General features: G+C 73.9%; 16 protein-coding genes. 12 read left to right on the forward strand and 4 right to left on the reverse strand.

Annotated features, from left to right (window positions below):
• The first annotated feature begins 3 nt into the window (after positions 1-3).
• Genes folE through AB4Y78_RS12750 form a run of 4 tightly spaced genes read left to right on the forward strand, consistent with a single transcriptional unit; the run spans position 4 to position 2,907 of the window.
• Positions 4-579 (forward strand): GTP cyclohydrolase I FolE, encoded by a 576-nt coding sequence (gene folE / locus AB4Y78_RS12735; protein ID WP_387356343.1) that lies wholly within the window; start codon positions 4-6, stop codon positions 577-579.
• Between the two features lie 56 nt (positions 580-635).
• Positions 636-1,586, forward strand: a complete 951-nt coding sequence (gene folP / locus AB4Y78_RS12740; protein WP_441715350.1) for a dihydropteroate synthase — start codon at positions 636-638, stop codon at positions 1,584-1,586.
• The gene (gene folK / locus AB4Y78_RS12745; RefSeq protein WP_259921503.1) at positions 1,583-2,437 is read left to right on the forward strand and encodes a 2-amino-4-hydroxy-6-hydroxymethyldihydropteridine diphosphokinase; all 855 of its coding nucleotides are present in this window, start codon (positions 1,583-1,585) and stop codon (positions 2,435-2,437) included. The genes folP and folK overlap by 4 nt, the downstream gene beginning before the upstream one ends.
• Positions 2,437-2,907: a DUF3180 domain-containing protein gene (locus tag AB4Y78_RS12750; protein WP_040880863.1), complete on the forward strand. Its 471-nt coding sequence runs from the start codon at positions 2,437-2,439 to the stop codon at positions 2,905-2,907. Before folK ends, AB4Y78_RS12750 begins: the two co-directional genes overlap by 1 nt.
• Here AB4Y78_RS12750 and AB4Y78_RS12755 read toward each other — a convergent pair.
• The 3 genes from AB4Y78_RS12755 to AB4Y78_RS12765 form a co-directional block, all read right to left on the reverse strand.
• On the reverse strand, positions 2,900-3,670 hold the full coding sequence (locus tag AB4Y78_RS12755) for a class F sortase (protein ID WP_259912178.1): 771 nt from the start codon (positions 3,668-3,670) through the stop codon (positions 2,900-2,902). The genes AB4Y78_RS12750 and AB4Y78_RS12755 overlap by 8 nt on opposite strands.
• Positions 3,671-3,828: 158 nt before the next feature.
• Positions 3,829-5,157: a DUF6801 domain-containing protein gene (locus AB4Y78_RS12760; protein WP_306513026.1), complete on the reverse strand. Its 1,329-nt coding sequence runs from the start codon at positions 5,155-5,157 to the stop codon at positions 3,829-3,831.
• Positions 5,158-5,323: 166 nt separating this feature from the next.
• Positions 5,324-6,505, reverse strand: coding sequence for an NADH-quinone oxidoreductase subunit D (locus AB4Y78_RS12765; protein ID WP_441715334.1), 1,182 nt, complete (start codon positions 6,503-6,505; stop codon positions 5,324-5,326).
• Positions 6,506-6,559: 54 nt separating this feature from the next.
• Here AB4Y78_RS12765 and AB4Y78_RS12770 point away from each other — a divergent pair, with 54 nt between their 5' ends.
• Entirely contained in the window at positions 6,560-7,816 is a 1,257-nt protein-coding gene (locus AB4Y78_RS12770) for a GDSL-type esterase/lipase family protein (protein ID WP_441715336.1), read from the forward strand.
• Here the strand turns inward: AB4Y78_RS12770 and AB4Y78_RS12775 are convergent.
• Positions 7,757-8,707: an SAM-dependent methyltransferase gene (locus AB4Y78_RS12775; RefSeq protein WP_441715338.1), complete on the reverse strand. Its 951-nt coding sequence runs from the start codon at positions 8,705-8,707 to the stop codon at positions 7,757-7,759. The genes AB4Y78_RS12770 and AB4Y78_RS12775 overlap by 60 nt on opposite strands.
• A 153-nt stretch (positions 8,708-8,860) precedes the next feature.
• On the opposite strand from AB4Y78_RS12775, the gene AB4Y78_RS12780 reads away from it, so the two are divergent.
• The 7 genes from AB4Y78_RS12780 to AB4Y78_RS12810 all read left to right on the forward strand — a co-directional run bounded on the left by AB4Y78_RS12780 (position 8,861) and on the right by AB4Y78_RS12810 (position 15,892).
• Positions 8,861-9,760, forward strand: a complete 900-nt coding sequence (locus tag AB4Y78_RS12780; RefSeq protein ID WP_441715340.1) for a Rossmann-like and DUF2520 domain-containing protein — start codon at positions 8,861-8,863, stop codon at positions 9,758-9,760.
• Positions 9,757-10,665 (forward strand): pantoate--beta-alanine ligase, encoded by a 909-nt coding sequence (gene panC, locus AB4Y78_RS12785; protein ID WP_441737188.1) that lies wholly within the window; start codon positions 9,757-9,759, stop codon positions 10,663-10,665. The genes AB4Y78_RS12780 and panC overlap by 4 nt, the downstream gene beginning before the upstream one ends.
• A 212-nt stretch (positions 10,666-10,877) precedes the next feature.
• The gene (gene panD / locus AB4Y78_RS12790; protein WP_007929926.1) at positions 10,878-11,324 is read left to right on the forward strand and encodes an aspartate 1-decarboxylase; all 447 of its coding nucleotides are present in this window, start codon (positions 10,878-10,880) and stop codon (positions 11,322-11,324) included.
• On the forward strand, positions 11,317-13,050 hold the full coding sequence (locus AB4Y78_RS12795; protein WP_441715344.1) for an L-aspartate oxidase: 1,734 nt from the start codon (positions 11,317-11,319) through the stop codon (positions 13,048-13,050). The genes panD and AB4Y78_RS12795 overlap by 8 nt, the downstream gene beginning before the upstream one ends.
• Positions 13,047-13,931, forward strand: coding sequence for a carboxylating nicotinate-nucleotide diphosphorylase (nadC, locus tag AB4Y78_RS12800; RefSeq protein WP_441715346.1), 885 nt, complete (start codon positions 13,047-13,049; stop codon positions 13,929-13,931). The genes AB4Y78_RS12795 and nadC overlap by 4 nt, the downstream gene beginning before the upstream one ends.
• Position 13,932: 1 nt before the next feature.
• The gene (locus AB4Y78_RS12805) at positions 13,933-14,556 is read left to right on the forward strand and encodes an ABC transporter ATP-binding protein (protein ID WP_007929921.1); all 624 of its coding nucleotides are present in this window, start codon (positions 13,933-13,935) and stop codon (positions 14,554-14,556) included.
• Positions 14,549-15,892, forward strand: a complete 1,344-nt coding sequence (locus tag AB4Y78_RS12810) for a DUF6297 family protein (protein ID WP_441737191.1) — start codon at positions 14,549-14,551, stop codon at positions 15,890-15,892. The genes AB4Y78_RS12805 and AB4Y78_RS12810 overlap by 8 nt, the downstream gene beginning before the upstream one ends.
• Positions 15,893-15,920 lie beyond the last annotated feature (28 nt).

The raw sequence follows: 15,920 nt of genomic DNA on the forward strand, positions 1-15,920 counted from the left end.
GCCATGGCTGACGTCGACCTGGGTCGCATCGAGGCGGCCGTGCGCGAGATACTCCTCGCCGTCGGTGAGGACCCGGACCGCGATGGTCTCCTCGAGACCCCGGCCCGCGTGGCGCGGTCGTACGCCGAGGTCTTCGCCGGGCTGCGGGCCGACCCCGCGGAGCTGCTGGCCACGACCTTCGACATCGACCACGACGAGCTCGTCATCGTCCGCGACATCGCGCTCTACTCGACCTGCGAGCACCACCTCGTGCCCTTCCACGGCGTCGCCCACGTCGGCTACACCCCGGGCAAGAGCGGCAAGGTCACCGGCCTGTCGAAGATCGCCCGGCTCGTCGACATCTTCGCCAAGCGGCCGCAGGTCCAGGAGCGGCTGACCAGTGAGATCGCCGACGCACTCGTCGAGCACCTCGACGTCGCCGGCGTCATCGTCGTCGTCGAGGCCGAGCACCTGTGCATGTCGATGCGCGGGGTCCGCAAGCCGGGGGCGACGACGATCACCTCCGCCGTGCGCGGTCAGTTGCGTGACTCGACGACGCGCGCCGAGGCGATGGCCCTGCTCACCGGAGCCGCTCGGTGACCCACCCGGTCCTGACCCGGATCGCGGCGGAGCACGACCGGCCCGGTCCGGTCGTCATGGGCATCGTCAACGTCACGCCTGACTCCTTCAGCGACGGCGGGCGGTGGATCGAGACCGACGCCGCGATCGCCCACGGCCGGTCCCTCGTCGCCGCCGGAGCGAGCGTCGTCGACGTCGGGGGAGAGTCCACCCGCCCCGGCGCCGAGCGCCCCAGCGAGGACGAGGAGCTGCGCCGAGTCGTGCCCGTCGTGCGCGCGCTGTCCGCCGAGGGCATCGCCGTCTCCGTCGACACCATGCGGGCGAGCGTCGCCGCGGCCTCCCTCGAGGCCGGGGCCGCGATCATCAACGACGTGAGCGGGGGCTTGGCCGACCCGCAGATGCCGCACCTCGTCGCGGCGAGCGGGGCTCCCTTCGTCGTCATGCACTGGCGCGGCCACGCCCACGACATGCAGTCGCGGGCCCACTACGCCGACGTCGTCGCCGAGGTGTGCACCGAGCTGACGGCCCGGGTCGAGGCGCTGTGCGCCGTCGGGGCCACCCCCGAGCAGCTCGTGCTCGACCCCGGCATCGGCTTCGCCAAGACCGCGGAGCACAACTGGCGCCTGCTCGCCGGGCTCGAGCAGGTCGTCGACCTCGGCCACCCCGTGCTCCTCGGGACCTCCCGCAAGGGCTTCCTCGGCTCCGTCGGTCGCGAGGAGGGCCACGAGCGGCCCCTCGACGGCCGCGCCGTGGCCACCGCCGTGACGAGCGCCCGCGCGGCCAGGGCCGGTGTCTGGTGCGTGCGGGTGCACGACGTGACCGCCACCGTCGACGCCATCGACGTGACGACGGCACTCGGGGAGGTCGGTTCCCTTCGAGACGGTCGCTTCGCGACCTCCTCAGGGACCGGGGAGAGCGGTCGGGGCTCCTCAGGGACCGGGGAGAGCGGTCGGGGCTCCTCAGGGACCGGGGAGAGTGGTCGGGGCTCCTCAGGGACCGGGGAGAGCGGTTGGGGCGAGCTGCCGTGAGCGACCGGATCAGCCTCCTCGGGGTGCGCGCGCGCGGGTACCACGGTGTCCTCGCGGACGAGAAGCGAGACGGGCAGGACTTCGTCGTCGACGTCGTGCTCCACCTCGACCTGCGGCCCGCGGGCACGAGCGACGACCTCACGGCGACCGTCAACTACGCCGAGGTCGGCGCCGAGGTCGTCCGGCGCATCGAAGGGCCCTCGCTCGATCTCATCGAGGCCCTCGCCGAGCAGATCGCCGGTGACGCGCTCGAGCGCCCGGGGGTGCATGCCGTCGAGGTGACGGTCCACAAGCCCTCCGCCCCCGTCGGCGTGCCCTTCGGCGACGTCGCCGTCACGATCACCCGACGACGTGAGGTGCCCGTCGTCATCGCGCTCGGCGCCAACCTCGGCGACGCCCCGCGGACGCTGCAGACCGCGCTCGACGACCTCGGCGACGCCCTGCACGACGTGCGGCGGGCTCCCTTCGTCGGCACCGACCCGGTCGGCGGGCCCGACCAGCCCCGCTACGTCAACACGGTCGCCGTCGCGACGACCTCGCTCACGCCCGAGGAGCTGCTCGCGCGACTGCACGCCGTCGAGGCACGCCACGGGCGGGTGCGCGAGGTGCGCTGGGGGGCGCGCTCGCTCGACCTCGACCTCGTCCAGTACGGCGAGCCTGCCACCGGCAGCGACGTGACGAGCGAGGACGCGGCGCTCACACTGCCGCACCCGAGGGCGCACGAGCGCGGCTTCGTCCTGCAGCCCTGGTCGCGGGTCGACCCCGACGCGGTGCTGCGGGTCGACGGGCGACCCGTCGCGGTGGCCGAGCTGCTCGCGGGGCTGGACACGAGCGACATCGAGGACCTCTGATGCTCCAGCGGGGCCTGGGCGTCGCGACCGTCTCGGTCGTGCTCGTCGCGAGCGGAGCCCTCAGCTGGTCCGCCGGTCACTGGTGGCTTGCCGGTGGGCACGCGCCGCTGCGCGTCGGCTGGCTCACCGGGCTGCTGCTGCTCGCCATGGGCGGCATCGTCCTCGTCACCGGCTCCCGGATGTGGCGGATGCGCCGCGGGCGCACCCACGTCGAGCCGCTCGTGGCCGCCCGCATCCTCGGGCTCGCGCAGGCGAGCGCCGTGACCGGAGCGATCATCGCCGGGCTCTACCTCGGCCAGGCGCTCGCCCTCGCGCCCGACGCCGGGTACGCCGGTCGAGGAGGCATGGCGCTCCGATGGGCGGTGGCGGCCGTCGGTGCGGTGCTGCTGACGGTGGCCGGGCTCGTCGTCCAGGCATGGTGCCGAGTCGACGACGATGACGACGACGAGGAGCGGTCGAGCCTCAGCTGACCATCTCGTCGGCCCAGACGACCCAGTTGCCCTCGTAGTGGCCGCCGCTCAGCGGGGTGTCGGGGTCGCAGGTGATGAGGCGCAGGACCGGCTCGGGGTTGTCCCAGTCCCAGATCGTGTCGTCCTTGGGGACACCCGTCTTGGGGGCCGCCTCGGAGCGGGTGATCTTGAACTTCACCTGGCGCCCCGACCCGTAGGTCACCGTGACGATGTCGCCCAGCTTGACGCTCGGCAGGTTCCAGAAGACGTCGGGGTTGCCCTGGTGGTTGATGTGGCCGACGAGGATGCTCGCGCCCTTGTTGCCCGGCTTCGGCCAGCCCGGCTCGGCGTACCAGCCGGCCGTGCCGTAGGGCGGCGCCAGGACCTTCTGCGCGTCGAGCTTCGTCGCCCCGAGCGAGGCGTCGACGAGCTCGCGGCCCCCGGAGGTCACCTGGACCCGGGTGGGGGTGCCCGCCGGCGCCTGCTTGGGGGCGGGGGTGTGGGTCGCGTCGCTGCGCGTCGCGGCCGTCGTGCTCGAGCTCGTCGAGGTCTTCTTCGGCTTTTTTGTCGTCGTGGTGGACGACGACGAAGGGGTGGTCGACGTGATCTGGCTCGGCGGCACGTAGGTGCCGGGGGAGACCGCCTCGTCGTCGTGCTGGCCCCACCAGGTGCCAGCCGCGACACCGCCGCCGAGCAGGACGGCGACCGCGACCGCGAGGAGCGCGGTGGTGCGTCGGTACTGCGTGCGGTCCCGCCAGCGCTGACGGCGCGTCGGTGGGGTCACAGGTCTCCTCCTGGCGTCACGGGGGTGCTCACGGGTGCGAACGACCGGGGAGTCGGCGAAGTTCCCCCCCGGCACGTGCCACGGGCCGCCGGCTCGGGGAAGACCCCGATCCGACGGCCCGTGGACGTCAGCCACTGACAGTGGTCAGTGGTGCTGCCTCAGTGCTGGGCGCTCTGGCGGCGACGGACGATGACGACCGACGCGGCACCGACACCGGCGAGGAGGGTCCCGCCGAGCAGGAGAGCGGCGGTGTTGTCGTCGGCCGGCTGCTCGACGCGCGTGAAGCCGTCGGTCTGGACGACACCGGGCGTCTCGGGGGCGGCGCCGTCGTCGTCACCCGAACCGGCACCGTCGTCGTCCGAGCTGCCGTTGTCGTCGTCATCACCGGAGCCGGCGTCGTCGGGGTTGACCCACGGGGCGACGTACTCGACGTTGCAACCGCCGGCGACCGAGCCGTCGTTGCCGTCCGCGTCGACGCAGTCCTCGGAGACGAGACGCACGTAGTTGGTGCCGTCGGCGAAGGCGAAGTCCTTGCTGTTGGAGCCCTCCGAGACCTCCCAGGCCTCGGTGCGCAGGACCTGCTTGTCCTTGTCGAGCAGGACGACGTTGACGGTGCCCGCCTGGGTGGCGGTGCCCTCGACGGTGAAGTGCTTGCCGTCCTCGGTGATCGGCAGGCTGCCCGGCTCGGTGAACCAGTCGTTGGGCTCGGCCGGAGTGGTCGTGGTCGTGTCAGACGGGTCGGGCGTCTCGCTCGGGTCGGGCGTCTCGCTCGGGTCGGGCGTCTCGCTCGGGTCGGGCGTCTCGCTCGGCTCGCCGCTGGCCTCGGTGACCTCGACGGTCGCGACCGTCGACGACTCGGAGACGTTGGTGCAGTCCATCGTGATGTTGGTCTTGTAGCCGGTGCCGTCCGCGTTGGAGTAGCCGCGGATGTAGGCCTGGAAGTCGCCGGCCTCGATCGTGTAGGTGCCGGGGACCTCCGCCTTGACGGGCTCGACGGCGCCGGTCGCGGAGACGGTCAGGTCACCGGACTCGGGCACGGCGGTCACCGGGACCTCGAGCGGCATGATGCCGTCGGCCGACTCGGTGCCGTTGGTCAGGGTGAAGTCCGCCTGGTTGCGGGCATTCTTGGTGTTGAGCCCGCCGTCCTCGGCAGCGGCAGTGGCGGCGTCGGGTCCGTCGACCGCACGCACACCGAGCAGGCCGTAGAGGGCGTCGCGCTGCTCGTTCTGAATCGTCACGTCGGCGGTCACGGCGGAGTCGATCTCCTCGCCGACCTCGACGGAGGTGGGCGCGTCGACGGTCAGGTCGACGGACACGGGGGCCGCGTCGTAGGTCACGCCGACGTTGAGCACGTCGAAGGAGCAGGTGTAGTTGAGCGTCACGGTGTCCGCCTGGGCTGGCGTCGCCATGAGGCCCACCCCGAAGGCGCTCAGCCCGGTGACGACTGCGGCACCCGCGGACAGGCGGGTCTTGAGGCGCTTGGCCATGAAATTCTCCCCTTGGATCTCTGGTCGCGCCACCACGTTGAGGACGCCTTCCGCGAGCCAACATACCGTTCGCTGAGAAGGCTCACAACCATTTCCCAGCCTTTTATTACCAGCTGGTCACCTGCGGTGGCCGGCACGAGGGGGGGCGCGGCCGGCCCCCTTCGCCTCACTTGTCGACGTCGCCGACGACGAAGAACATCGAGCCGAGCACCGACACCATGTCGGCGACGAGAGCGCCGGGGAGCAGCTCGCTCAGCACCTGCACGTTGTTGAAAGAGGCCGACCGCAGCTTGAGCCGCCACGGCGTCTTGTCGCCCCGTGAAACGAGGTGGTAGCCGTTGAGACCCAACGGGTTTTCGGTCGCGGTGTAGCGCTCGCCCTCGGGCACCTTGAGCACCTTGGGCAGTCGCTGGTTGACCGGCCCCGGCGGGAGGGAGCGCATCCGCTCGACGCACGCGTCGGCGAGGTCGAGACTCACGTGGGTCTGCTCGAGCAGCACCTCGAGGCGGGCGAGCGAGTCACCCGCGGTCCGGGTCACGACCCGGCCGGGGCCGTCGGCGGCGAAGAGCTCGCCGTAGGCGAGGTAGGGCGCGTCGCGCCGCAGGTCGAGGTCGACGCCGCTGGCGCGGGCGATCGGCCCGGAGACGCCGTAGGCCTCGGCGAGCGACGGGGAGAGCACCCCGATGCCACGGGTGCGCGCCTCGAGGATCTCGTTGCCCACGAGCAGCGCCTCGAGCTGTGGCATCCGGGCACGGACCGCCGCGACGGCGGCGGTCACCCGGTCCAGCCACCCGGCCGGGAGGTCCTCCTTGAGCCCGCCCACGCGGTTGAACATGAAGTGCATCCGGCCGCCGGAGATCTCCTCCATGACCGCCTGGATCTCCTCCCGCTCGCGGAAGGAGTAGAAGATCGGGGTCATCGCGCCGAGCTCGAGCGGGTAGGAGCCGAGGAACATCAGGTGGTTGAGCACCCGGTTGAGCTCCGCGAGCAGGGTGCGCGCCCACGTCGCCCGCTCAGGGACCTCCATGCCGAGCATCGCCTCGACCCCGAGGACGACCCCGAGCTCGTTGCCGAAGGCCGACAGCCAGTCGTGCCGGTTGGCCAGCACGGTGATCTGGCGGTAGTCACGGACCTCGAAGAGCTTCTCCGCGCCGCGGTGCATGTAGCCGACGACCGGGTCCGCGGAGACGATCCGCTCGCCGTCGAGAGCCACCCGCAGTCGCAGGACGCCGTGGGTGGCTGGGTGCTGCGGGCCGATGTTGAGCACCATGTCGGCGCTCGCGAGCGAACCATCGCCCACCCCGACGTCAAGGGTTCGGGTACCGGCGGGGCCCGGTGCGCTCGTCATGCCCGCCAGTATGCGCCAGGCGGTGGGCCCGTGAGCCTTTGGCACGATGGTCGGGTGCGACCCAGGGGACGACGGGCGGGTGCGGGGCTGAGCGCCCTCGCGCTCGGGCTCGCCCTGCTCGCCGGCTGCACCGACACCGAGGAGGCCCCGGAGCCGACGGGCGGCGCCACCTGGGAGCGCACGGCCGTCCTCGACCCGTGGCTCGATGCCGTGAGCACCTCCGATGTCGAGGCCGCCAATGTCGTCGTCCTCGGCGACTCGGTGAGCGAGGGGTACGGCCTGAGCAACCACCTCGAGCGCCGCTGGGTCGACCGGCTCCAGGCCGGCCTGCGCCAGCGAGCCGGCGCCCCCGGTTGCCCGACGACCCCCGGTGGCTGGCACGGCACGACCTCGCTCGTGCCCGCCGACTACCGGGCCCAGAGCCTGCCGCACCCTCGCGTGGGCGGGCGGGCGGACCCCGCGCCGACCCTCGGGCCCGGGGGCCGGGGGCTCACCCTGCGCCCGGGCGCGAGCGTCACCTGGCTCGTGGACGCCCGCTCCGTCGACATCGGCTACCGCACCCGCTTCGCCGGTGGACCGCTGCGCGTCGAGATCGACGGGCAGGTGCCGGCCGACGGCATCTCCGTGCCCACCGACGCCGACCCGAGTGCGGAGCGCAAGGTGTGGTCGTCGGGCGACCTGGGGCCGGGCTCCCACCGGGTGACCGTGAGCAACCCCCAGCCGGCGACGAGCTCGCACTTCGCGACGGTCACCGACCTCACCCCCTTCCGCGGGGACCGGAGCCGCTGCGTGCACGTGCTCGACGCCTCCCGCTCAGGCGTGTCGGCGCAGACGATCGCCCAGACGCCGACCTATCTCAAGGACTCGCTGTCCCTCGACCCCGACCTGGTCCTCGTGCCGCTCGGCTTCAACGACCGCCGGGCGGGGGTGCGGCCCGCGGACTTCGGGCGCAGCCTCGACACGCTCGTGCGGCAGGCGCGCTCGCTCGGCTACGAGGGGCCGATCCTGCTCGTCGGCTGGTTCACGCCGGGCACCGACGGGCCGGACTGGTCGGGGTACCTGCGGCAGATGGCGGCCCGCACCGACCACGAGGGCGTGAGCTTCATCGACCTCTCCGCCGTGCTGCCGGCGGCACGGCCGGGCTCGCGCTACTACATCGACGGGCTGCACCCCTCCGCCGACGGGCAGCCGCTCATCGCCTCGAGCCTCGTCGAGGCGCTTGCGCCCGAGGACGAGCAGGACACCCCGGGGTCAGCCGGCACGGGGCGCGACCCGGCGCAGGGCCCAGACGAATCCACCCGGCCCTCCTGAGGTCAGGGCCGCCGCCTGCGAGGCGGCGCCCAGAGCGGTCAGGTAGCCCGCCGGGTCCGTGCGGGCGAGGTCCAGCGACGGGCGGGCGCCGTCGACACCCAGTCCGCGCAGCGCCTCGCGCTGGGCGAGCAGTCGGTCGGCGCCCAGCGAGTCGACGGCGACGTGCGCGGTGAGGTCGCAGGACCCGTCGGGTACGGGGGCGGTGAGTGACCCGTGTGCGAAGCCGACGAGCGTCCCGGCCACGGGGCGGTCGTCGCGGGTGTGCGCGTAGTCGACGGCGACGACGAGCCCCGAGCCCACGCGGTCGACGAGACCGGCGAAGGCCTCGTCGCGGGCGCGGCCGACCTCGACCCGGTCGCCGGGGGAGTGCGGCCCCGGCCACCACTGCTGCGTCCACGCCAGGTCGGGGCCGCCGAGGGGGTCGCCGAAATGCTCCGCGCCGTCGGGGGCGACGAGCACCTCGCGCAGCACGCCGTCGTCGTCGGCCTCAGCGACGGGGCACGGGACGACGTCGAGCCACTCGTGGGCGAGCACGAGCGCCTCGTCGAGCCGCCCGAGGTCGGGCAGGTCTCGGCCGCCGGGGGAGCGGACCCACTCGACGCGCTCCGGCAGGCCCGCAGGCCGGTCGATGACGTCGACCCCGACGAGACGGAGGGAGGGGACCGCCACCTCCGCCATGGCCGCCAGCAGCTCGCCGCGACCGCAGGCGACGTCGACGAAGGTCGTGAGGTGCTCCCTTCGCGCCAGCTCGAGGAGGGCGGCCGCGAGGACACCGGCCGTGCCCCCCTGGGCCGACGTCGCGAAATGCCCGGCCGGCCCCTCGGGCCGCCGGTAGAAGCCCCCGTCGCCGTACAGTGCCGTCGCCCAGGCCTGCTCCCACGTCCGCTCCACCCGCACGACCCTAGGCACCCGCCCTCCCCAGGCGCGCACACCCCGTGGCAGATGTCAGCCGACGTGCGCATTTCCCTAGGGAGATGACGGTCTGGGTGGGGATTTCCCTAGGGAGATGCGAAGGGGAGGGGCCGCGCGGGTAGCGTCGGTCCGGTGAACGACTCCCCGCCCCCGAGGCCCGGCCGACCCACCCTGAGCGTCGGGGTCGTCGGCGCCGGCCGGGTCGGTGCCGTGCTCGGTGCCGCGCTGCGCGACGCCGGCCACCAGGTCGTCGCCGTCTCCGCCGTCTCCGACGACTCGCGCGAGCGGGCCGAGGTCCTGCTGCCCGGGGTCCCGGTGCTGCCCGTGCCCGAGGTCGTGGCCGCCGCCCAGCTCGTGCTGCTCGCCGTCCCCGACGACGCGCTCGCCGACCTCGTCGCTGGGCTCGACGCCACGGGCGCCTGGCGACCCGGGCAGCTCGTGGCGCACACCTCCGGCCGGCACGGTCTGGCCCCCTTCGCCGGCGTGCAGGACCGGCTGCTGCCGATGGCGATCCACCCCGCGATGACCTTCACCGGGACCAGCCTCGACCTCGCGCGCCTCAGCGAATGCTGCTTCGGCATCACGACGCCGGAGGAGCTGCGGCCGGTCGCCGAGGCGCTCGTCGTGGAGATGGGCGGGGAGCCGGTGTGGGTCCCCGAGGCGGCCCGGGGCCGCTACCACGCCGCGCTCGCCCACGGCAGCAACCACATGGTCACGCTCGTCGCCCAGGCCCTCGAGGTCCTGCGGTCGGCCGGCATCGACCCCGCCGACCGCGTGCTGCGGCCGCTCCTGCAGGCCAGCCTCGACAACGCACTGTCATCGGGCGACGCCGCCCTCACCGGACCGGTCGCCCGCGGCGATGCCGGTACCGTGGCCGCGCACCTCGCGGAGCTGGCCGCCCTGCCCGAGGACGTCGCCACTGCCTACCGGGCGCAGTCCCGGGCCACCGCCCTTCGCGCGCAGCGCAGCGGGCGACTCCGTGAGGACGCCGCCGCCAGGATCCTGACCACCCTCGACGAGGAGACCCGATGACCACCGCCCCCGTCGTCGCCCGCACCCGCGACGAGCTCGGCCCGGCCCGCGCCGCCCTCACCGAGGGTGACGTCGCCGTCGTCATGACCATGGGTGCCCTCCACGAGGGGCACGCCCGCCTCATCCGCACCGCCCGCGAGCGGGCCCGCCACGTCATCGTGACGATCTTCCTCAACCCGCTGCAGTTCGGGCCCAAGGAGGACCTCTCGCGGTACCCGCGCACCTTCGACTCCGACCTGGAGATCTGCACCCGGGAAGGCGTCGACCTCGTCTTCGCGCCCACCCCCGACGTCATCTACCCCGACGGCGACCCCGGCGTGCGCATCTCCGCCGGCCCGCTCGGCGACGTCCTCGAGGGCCAGTCCCGGCCGGGGCACTTCGACGGGATGCTCACCGTCGTCGCCAAGCTCATGCACCTCACCCGCGGCGACCTCTTCTACTACGGGCAGAAGGACGCCCAGCAGCTGCTGCTCATCAAGCGCATGGTCCGGGACATCGACTTCCCCGGCAGCGTCGTCGCCGTGCCGACGGTCCGCGAGGAGGACGGCCTGGCGATGAGCAGCCGCAACACCTATCTCTCCCCGAGCGACCGTGAGACGGCGCTCGCGCTCTCCCGCGCGCTGCGTGCCGGGGCCGACCGCGCCGTCGAGGGGCCCTCCGCCATCCGGCGGGCCGCCCGCGAGGTGCTCATCGAGGAGCCGCTCGCCCTCGTCGACTACCTCGTGCTCGTCCACCCGACCACCCTCGAGGACGTCCCCGAGTGGTACAAGGGCGAGGCGCTGCTCGCCGTCGCGGCGCGGGTCGGCACGACCCGCCTCATCGACAACCTGCCGGTGCTCGTCGGCCCGGGGGGAGGGCCCCGGGAGACCTTCGCGGAGGGGCCGGCCGCGGCTCCCGCCGGCTGACCCCCTTCGCTCCCTTCGTCCGCATTTCCCTAGGGAAATGGCCCCACCATCGTATTTCCCTAGGGAAATGTGGCCCTCTCTGGTGATGTCCCTAGGGAGATGCAGATCAGTGCTCCCGCATCAGGCATCTGCCGGGGAAGTGCGCGGGGCCCGGCGCGACTCTGCGAGACTGGGGGACGCACACCTCGCCACACACGACAAAGGACACTCGCGTGCAGCGCTTCATGCTCCACAGCAAGATCCACCGCGCCACGGTCACCCAGGCCGACCTGCACTACGTCGGCTCGCTCACCATCGACATGGACCTCCTGGACGCCGCGGGCATGCTCCCCGGCCAGCAGGTCGACGTCGTCGACATCGACAACGGCAACCGACTGACGACCTACGCCATCGAGGGCGAGCGCGGCAGCGGCATCGTGTGCATCAACGGCGCGGCGGCACGCCTCGTCTCGCCCGGTGACCTCGTCATCATCATCGCCTACGCCGCGATGGACGACGACGAGGCGCGCACCTTCGAGCCCAACGTCGTCTTCGTCGACGGCGACAACAAGATCGTCGAGCAGTACCACGACGCGGGCGACGTGCCCGACGGCTACGGGCTGAAGACCTCTGCGGTCACCCACCGCGACCACTCGGGGGACGGCGCCCTCGGTGGGTGACCCCGCGGCGGTCACCCTGCCGAGGTTCCTGACCTCCCCTTCGCCGGGGTGGACGACGGAGGCAGACGTCCTCGTCGTCGGCTCCGGCATCGCCGGCCTGACCTGTGCGCTGCGGCTGCGCGAGCACGTCGAGCGGGTGCTGCTCGTCACCAAGACCGAGCTCTCGGCCGGGTCCACCGCCTGGGCCCAGGGTGGGATCGCTGCCGCGCTCGCGCCCGAGGACTCGCCCGCCGAGCACCTCGACGACACCCTCGTCGCCGGCGTCGGCCTGTGCGACGAGTCCGCCGTCGAGGTCCTCGTCACCGAGGGCCCGGCCCGCGTGCGCGAGCTCATCGGGCTCGGCGCGCGTTTCGACACCGACGCCTCCGGAGAGATCACCCTGACGCGCGAAGGGGGTCACCACCGTGACCGCATCGCGCACGCCGGCGGCGACGCGACCGGTGCCGAGATCTCCCGGGCGCTCATCGCCCAGCTCGAGGCCGTGCGCGCCGACCCGGGCATCGAGGTCATCGAGCACGCGCTCGTCGTCGACCTGCTGACCTCCGACGAGGGCGTCGTCTGCGGCGCGACCGTGCACGTCATCGGGGAGGGGGAGATCGACGGCATCGGCGCGGCCCACGCCCGCGCCGTCGTGCTCGCCACCGGCGGGCTGGGACAGATCTACTCGGCGACGACCAACCCTCCCGTCGCCACGGGCGACGGGATGGCGGCGGCCCTGCGCGCCGGCGCGGCGCTCGCCGACCTCGAGTTCGTCCAGTTCCACCCGACCGTCATGCACCTCGGGGCCGGTGCGACGGGCCAGCAGCCGCTCGTCTCAGAGGCCGTGCGCGGCGAGGGCGCCGTGCTCGTCGACACGACCGGTGAGGCCTTCATGACGGGTCTGCACCCGATGGCCGACCTGGCGCCCCGCGACGTCGTCGCCCGGGCGATCCTCGACCGGATGGAGGCGACCGGGTCCGACCACGTCCTCCTCGACGCGCGGCACCTCGGTGGCGACTTCCTCGAGCGCCGCTTCCCGACGATCGTCGCCCGCTGCCGCGAGCTCGGCATCGACCCGGCAACCGCGCCGATCCCCGTCGCGCCCGCCCAGCACTACGCCTCCGGCGGTGTCCGCACCGACCTGCACGGCCGGACCAACCTCGTCGGTCTCTACGCGTGCGGCGAGGCCTCGTGCACCGGGGTCCACGGGGCCAACCGTCTCGCGAGCAACTCGCTGCTCGAGGGTCTCGTCTTCGCCCACCGCATCGCCGAGGACCTCACCGCGCGGCTGGCCGCAGGCGAGCTGCCGCCGGCCACGCCGCGGGGCGAGGGCACGACGGGCCTGCTCGACTCCTCGCGTCGGGCGCAGCTGCAGCAGGTGATGACGAAGGGGGTCGGCCCGCTCCGGTCCGCGCAGTCCACGACCGCAGCGCTCGCCGACCTCGCCACCCTCGCTGCCGGCACCGACAGCCGGGCCGAGCCGGGTCCCCGCTCCTGGGAGACGACCAACCTGCTCCACCTCGGTCAGGCCCTTGCGACCGCGGCACACCTGCGCGAGGAGACCCGCGGCGGGCACGTCCGCCGGGACCACCCCGAGCACGACGACGACCGGTGGGCCGCCCATCTCGTGCACGTGCGCGACCCCGATGACGGCGAGCTCGCCGTCATCAAGCTCGACGTCGCGCTGGCCTGGCCGGAGGGCGACGAGGACGTCGACGGCGACGACCCACAGGAGGGCATGCAGTGACGGCGCTCGACTTCCCGACCGAGGCCGCTCGGCGGCTCGTCGCCACCGCTCTCAACGAGGACCTCGGGCCCGACGGTCTCGACGTCACGAGCACCGCGACGATCCCCGGCGACCAGCAGGCGACCGGCCACGTCGTCGCGCGGGAGGCCGGTGTGCTCGCCGGTGCGCCCGTCATCGACATCGTGCTCGCCGGGGTCGCCGAGCGGACGGGCGGCAGGCCGCCCGCGGTCGACGTGCGGGTCGCCGACGGGACCCGGCTGCAGGCCGGCGACGTCATCGCCGTCGTCGCCGGCGCCACCCAGCAGGTGCTCATGGCCGAGCGGACGCTGCTCAACATCATGTCTCGCCTGTCGGGCGTCGCGACCCACACCCGCCGGTGGGCCGATGCGCTCGCTGGCACGGGCTGCACCGTGCTCGACACCCGCAAGACGACCCCGGGGCTCCGCGCCCTCGAGAAGTACGCGGTGCGCGCCGGCGGCGGCACCAACAAGCGGATGGGCCTCTACGACGTCGCGATGGTCAAGGACAACCACGTGCTCGCCGCCGGGGGAGTGGGTGCGGCCTTCGCCGCGATCCGCGAGCGCCACCCCGACGTGACGATCGAGGTCGAGGTCGAGACCACCGCGCAGGCGATCGAGGCGCTCGAGGCCGGGGCGAGGTTCCTCATGTGCGACAACATGTCGACGGAGCTGCTGCGCGAGACCGTCACGGCGGCGCGCGGCTGGGCCGCGGAGCGCGGCGAGACGGTCGAGATCGAGGCCACCGGTGGGCTGACCCTCGAGGTCGCTGCCGCCTACGGCGCCACCGGCATCGACTGGATGAGCGTCGGCGGTCTGACGCACTCGTCGCCGATCATCGACCTCGCGCTCGACCTCGTCTGACGTGCTGCAGGTCCGGGGACTCACCAAGGGCTATGGGGGCCGCACGGTGCTCGACGGGCTCGACCTCGACGTCGCAGCCGGCGAGGTCGTGGCGCTCGTCGGGCCCAACGGCGTCGGCAAGTCGACGGCACTGCGCTGCATCGTCGGCAGCGAGTCACCCGACGCGGGCGAGGTCCGCCTCGGCGAGGCGCTGCTCGACACCCGTGTCCCGCAGACCCGGCGCGCGCTGTGCACCGTGCTCGGCGACCTCGGGGTCCTGCCCGAGCTGACCGTCGCCGAGCACCTCGACGTGCTCGCCAGGGGTCACGGCGTGGCCGACCCGCGTGACGTCGTCGCCGGGGCGCTCGACGAGGCCCGCATCGAGCACGTCGCCGACCAGCTGCCGGGCACGCTGTCGTCGGGCCAGGCACAGCGCTTCGCCCTCGCCTCCGCCATGGTGCGGCCCTGGGCCCTGCTGCTCGCCGACGAGCCCGAGCAGCGGCTCGACGACACCGGCCGGGCCTGGCTCGGGGACTGGCTCGCCGCTCACGCCGCCGCCGGGCGCGCGGTGCTCGTCGCGTGCCACGACCCCGAGGTCATCTCCCGCAGCGGTGCCCGGGTCGTGACCGTCGAGGGCGATGCCTGAGGCGGCCGGCCCGGTCGGCCCGCCGGGTGACCTCGTCGGGGACCGGGCCTCGGCGCGGGCCGCCGTGCGGGCGGTGCGGGGCGGCACCCACACCGCCGGGTGGGGGCAGCTGCTGCAGGACTGGTACGTGGGCGCCTTCGTCACCGCGACCCTGCTCACCCTGCTCTTCGCCGCGACCGGGCCGTCGATCTTGCGCCCCGACTGCGCGGCGACCTGCCTCAGCGGCACCCAGCACCTCTGGATGGCCATGGCGATGGGGCTGCTCGGCGCCGTCGCTGCCGCGGCCGGGCTGCGAGCGGCGGGTCCGGCCTGGGCCGACCCCGGCCGGGCCACCTGGCTGCTCTCGACGCCCGCCGACCGTGGAGCCCTCCTGCGCGGCGGGGTGCAGCAGGTCGCCGGGGTCGCCGCCGTGGCCGCCGGGGCCTGGGGCGTGCTCACCGGTTTTGCCCTCGCCGTCGGGCTCGGGCGCATCGGCTCACCCGTCGCGCCCGTCGTGCTGACCGCCGTCGCGGGGGCCGTCCTGGCCCTCGTGCTCGCCGCCGCGGCACTCGTCCGGCAGGGGCGTGCCCGCCCGATCGCGGCCGCCGCGCGCGGTGTGGCCGACGCCGACCTCCGTCGAGCGGGAGAGGTCACTGCCGCCGTCCGGGCGACGACCCTCATGCTCGACGGCACCGCTCTCGACGCCCTGACCGCACGCCGTCGGCTGGGTCGCCGAGGACGCTTCACCAGCGCCGTCGGTGTCGGGGGCCCGCTCACCGGGCTGCTGACCCACGAGCTGCGGGCGCTCGTCCGGCGTCGCTCGCGGCTGCTGTCGGCGCTGCTCGGCTGCCTCGCCGCGCTCGCCGCCGGGCTGCTCCTCGGCCCCCTGGTCGGTGTCGTGCTCACCTGCATCGCCGGCCTCGTCCTCGCGCGACTCTCCGGTGGCGGGCTCACCGCATGGGTCGCCACCCCTGGTCTGCGTCGTGCCCTGCCGGCTCACCCGGGTGCGGTCGCCGCCGTGCTGGCGGTGGCCCCCTTCGCCCTCGTCGGGGTGGGCAGCTCGCTGGCGTTGCTGCCGCTCGGGCTGCCGCCGTGGGCGCCCGTGGCCGTCGCCGCCGGGGTGACCGCAGCGGCCGTGCGGGCGGCCGAGCCGCCGCCGCCCGGGCTCGGGCTCGTCGTCGCCACACCCGGTGGCGCCCTGCCGATGGGCCTCGTGCGCGCCGTCGTCCACGGTCCCGACCTCGCCGTCGGCGTCGGGCTGCTCGTCCTCGCCGCCGACGCCCGGGGGCTGTGGTCGCTCGCGGTGGGCGCGACGCTCGCCCTCCTCGGCTGGCAGCTGCTGCGCCCTCGGGAGTAGGCGAGGATTCGGGCACGGCGCGGCGCGC

This window comes from Janibacter sp. RAF52, from assembly GCF_052114035.1.
In the GTDB taxonomy this organism is placed as follows: Bacteria; Actinomycetota; Actinomycetes; order Actinomycetales; family Dermatophilaceae; genus Janibacter; species Janibacter hoylei.

What these genes read in the sequence shown, in the direction of transcription:
- AB4Y78_RS12810 (WP_441737191.1), top strand. Translation starts at nt 14,549, where the DNA reads ATGCCTGAGGCGGCCGGCCCGGTCGGCCCGCCGGGTGACCTCGTCGGG.
- folE (WP_387356343.1), top strand. Translation starts at nt 4, where the DNA reads ATGGCTGACGTCGACCTGGGTCGCATCGAGGCGGCCGTGCGCGAGATA.
- AB4Y78_RS12765 (WP_441715334.1), bottom strand. Translation starts at nt 6,505, where the DNA reads ATGACGAGCGCACCGGGCCCCGCCGGTACCCGAACCCTTGACGTCGGG.
- AB4Y78_RS12760 (WP_306513026.1), bottom strand. Translation starts at nt 5,157, where the DNA reads ATGGCCAAGCGCCTCAAGACCCGCCTGTCCGCGGGTGCCGCAGTCGTC.
- AB4Y78_RS12750 (WP_040880863.1), top strand. Translation starts at nt 2,437, where the DNA reads ATGCTCCAGCGGGGCCTGGGCGTCGCGACCGTCTCGGTCGTGCTCGTC.
- panC (WP_441737188.1), top strand. Translation starts at nt 9,757, where the DNA reads ATGACCACCGCCCCCGTCGTCGCCCGCACCCGCGACGAGCTCGGCCCG.
- folP (WP_441715350.1), top strand. Translation starts at nt 636, where the DNA reads ATGGGCATCGTCAACGTCACGCCTGACTCCTTCAGCGACGGCGGGCGG.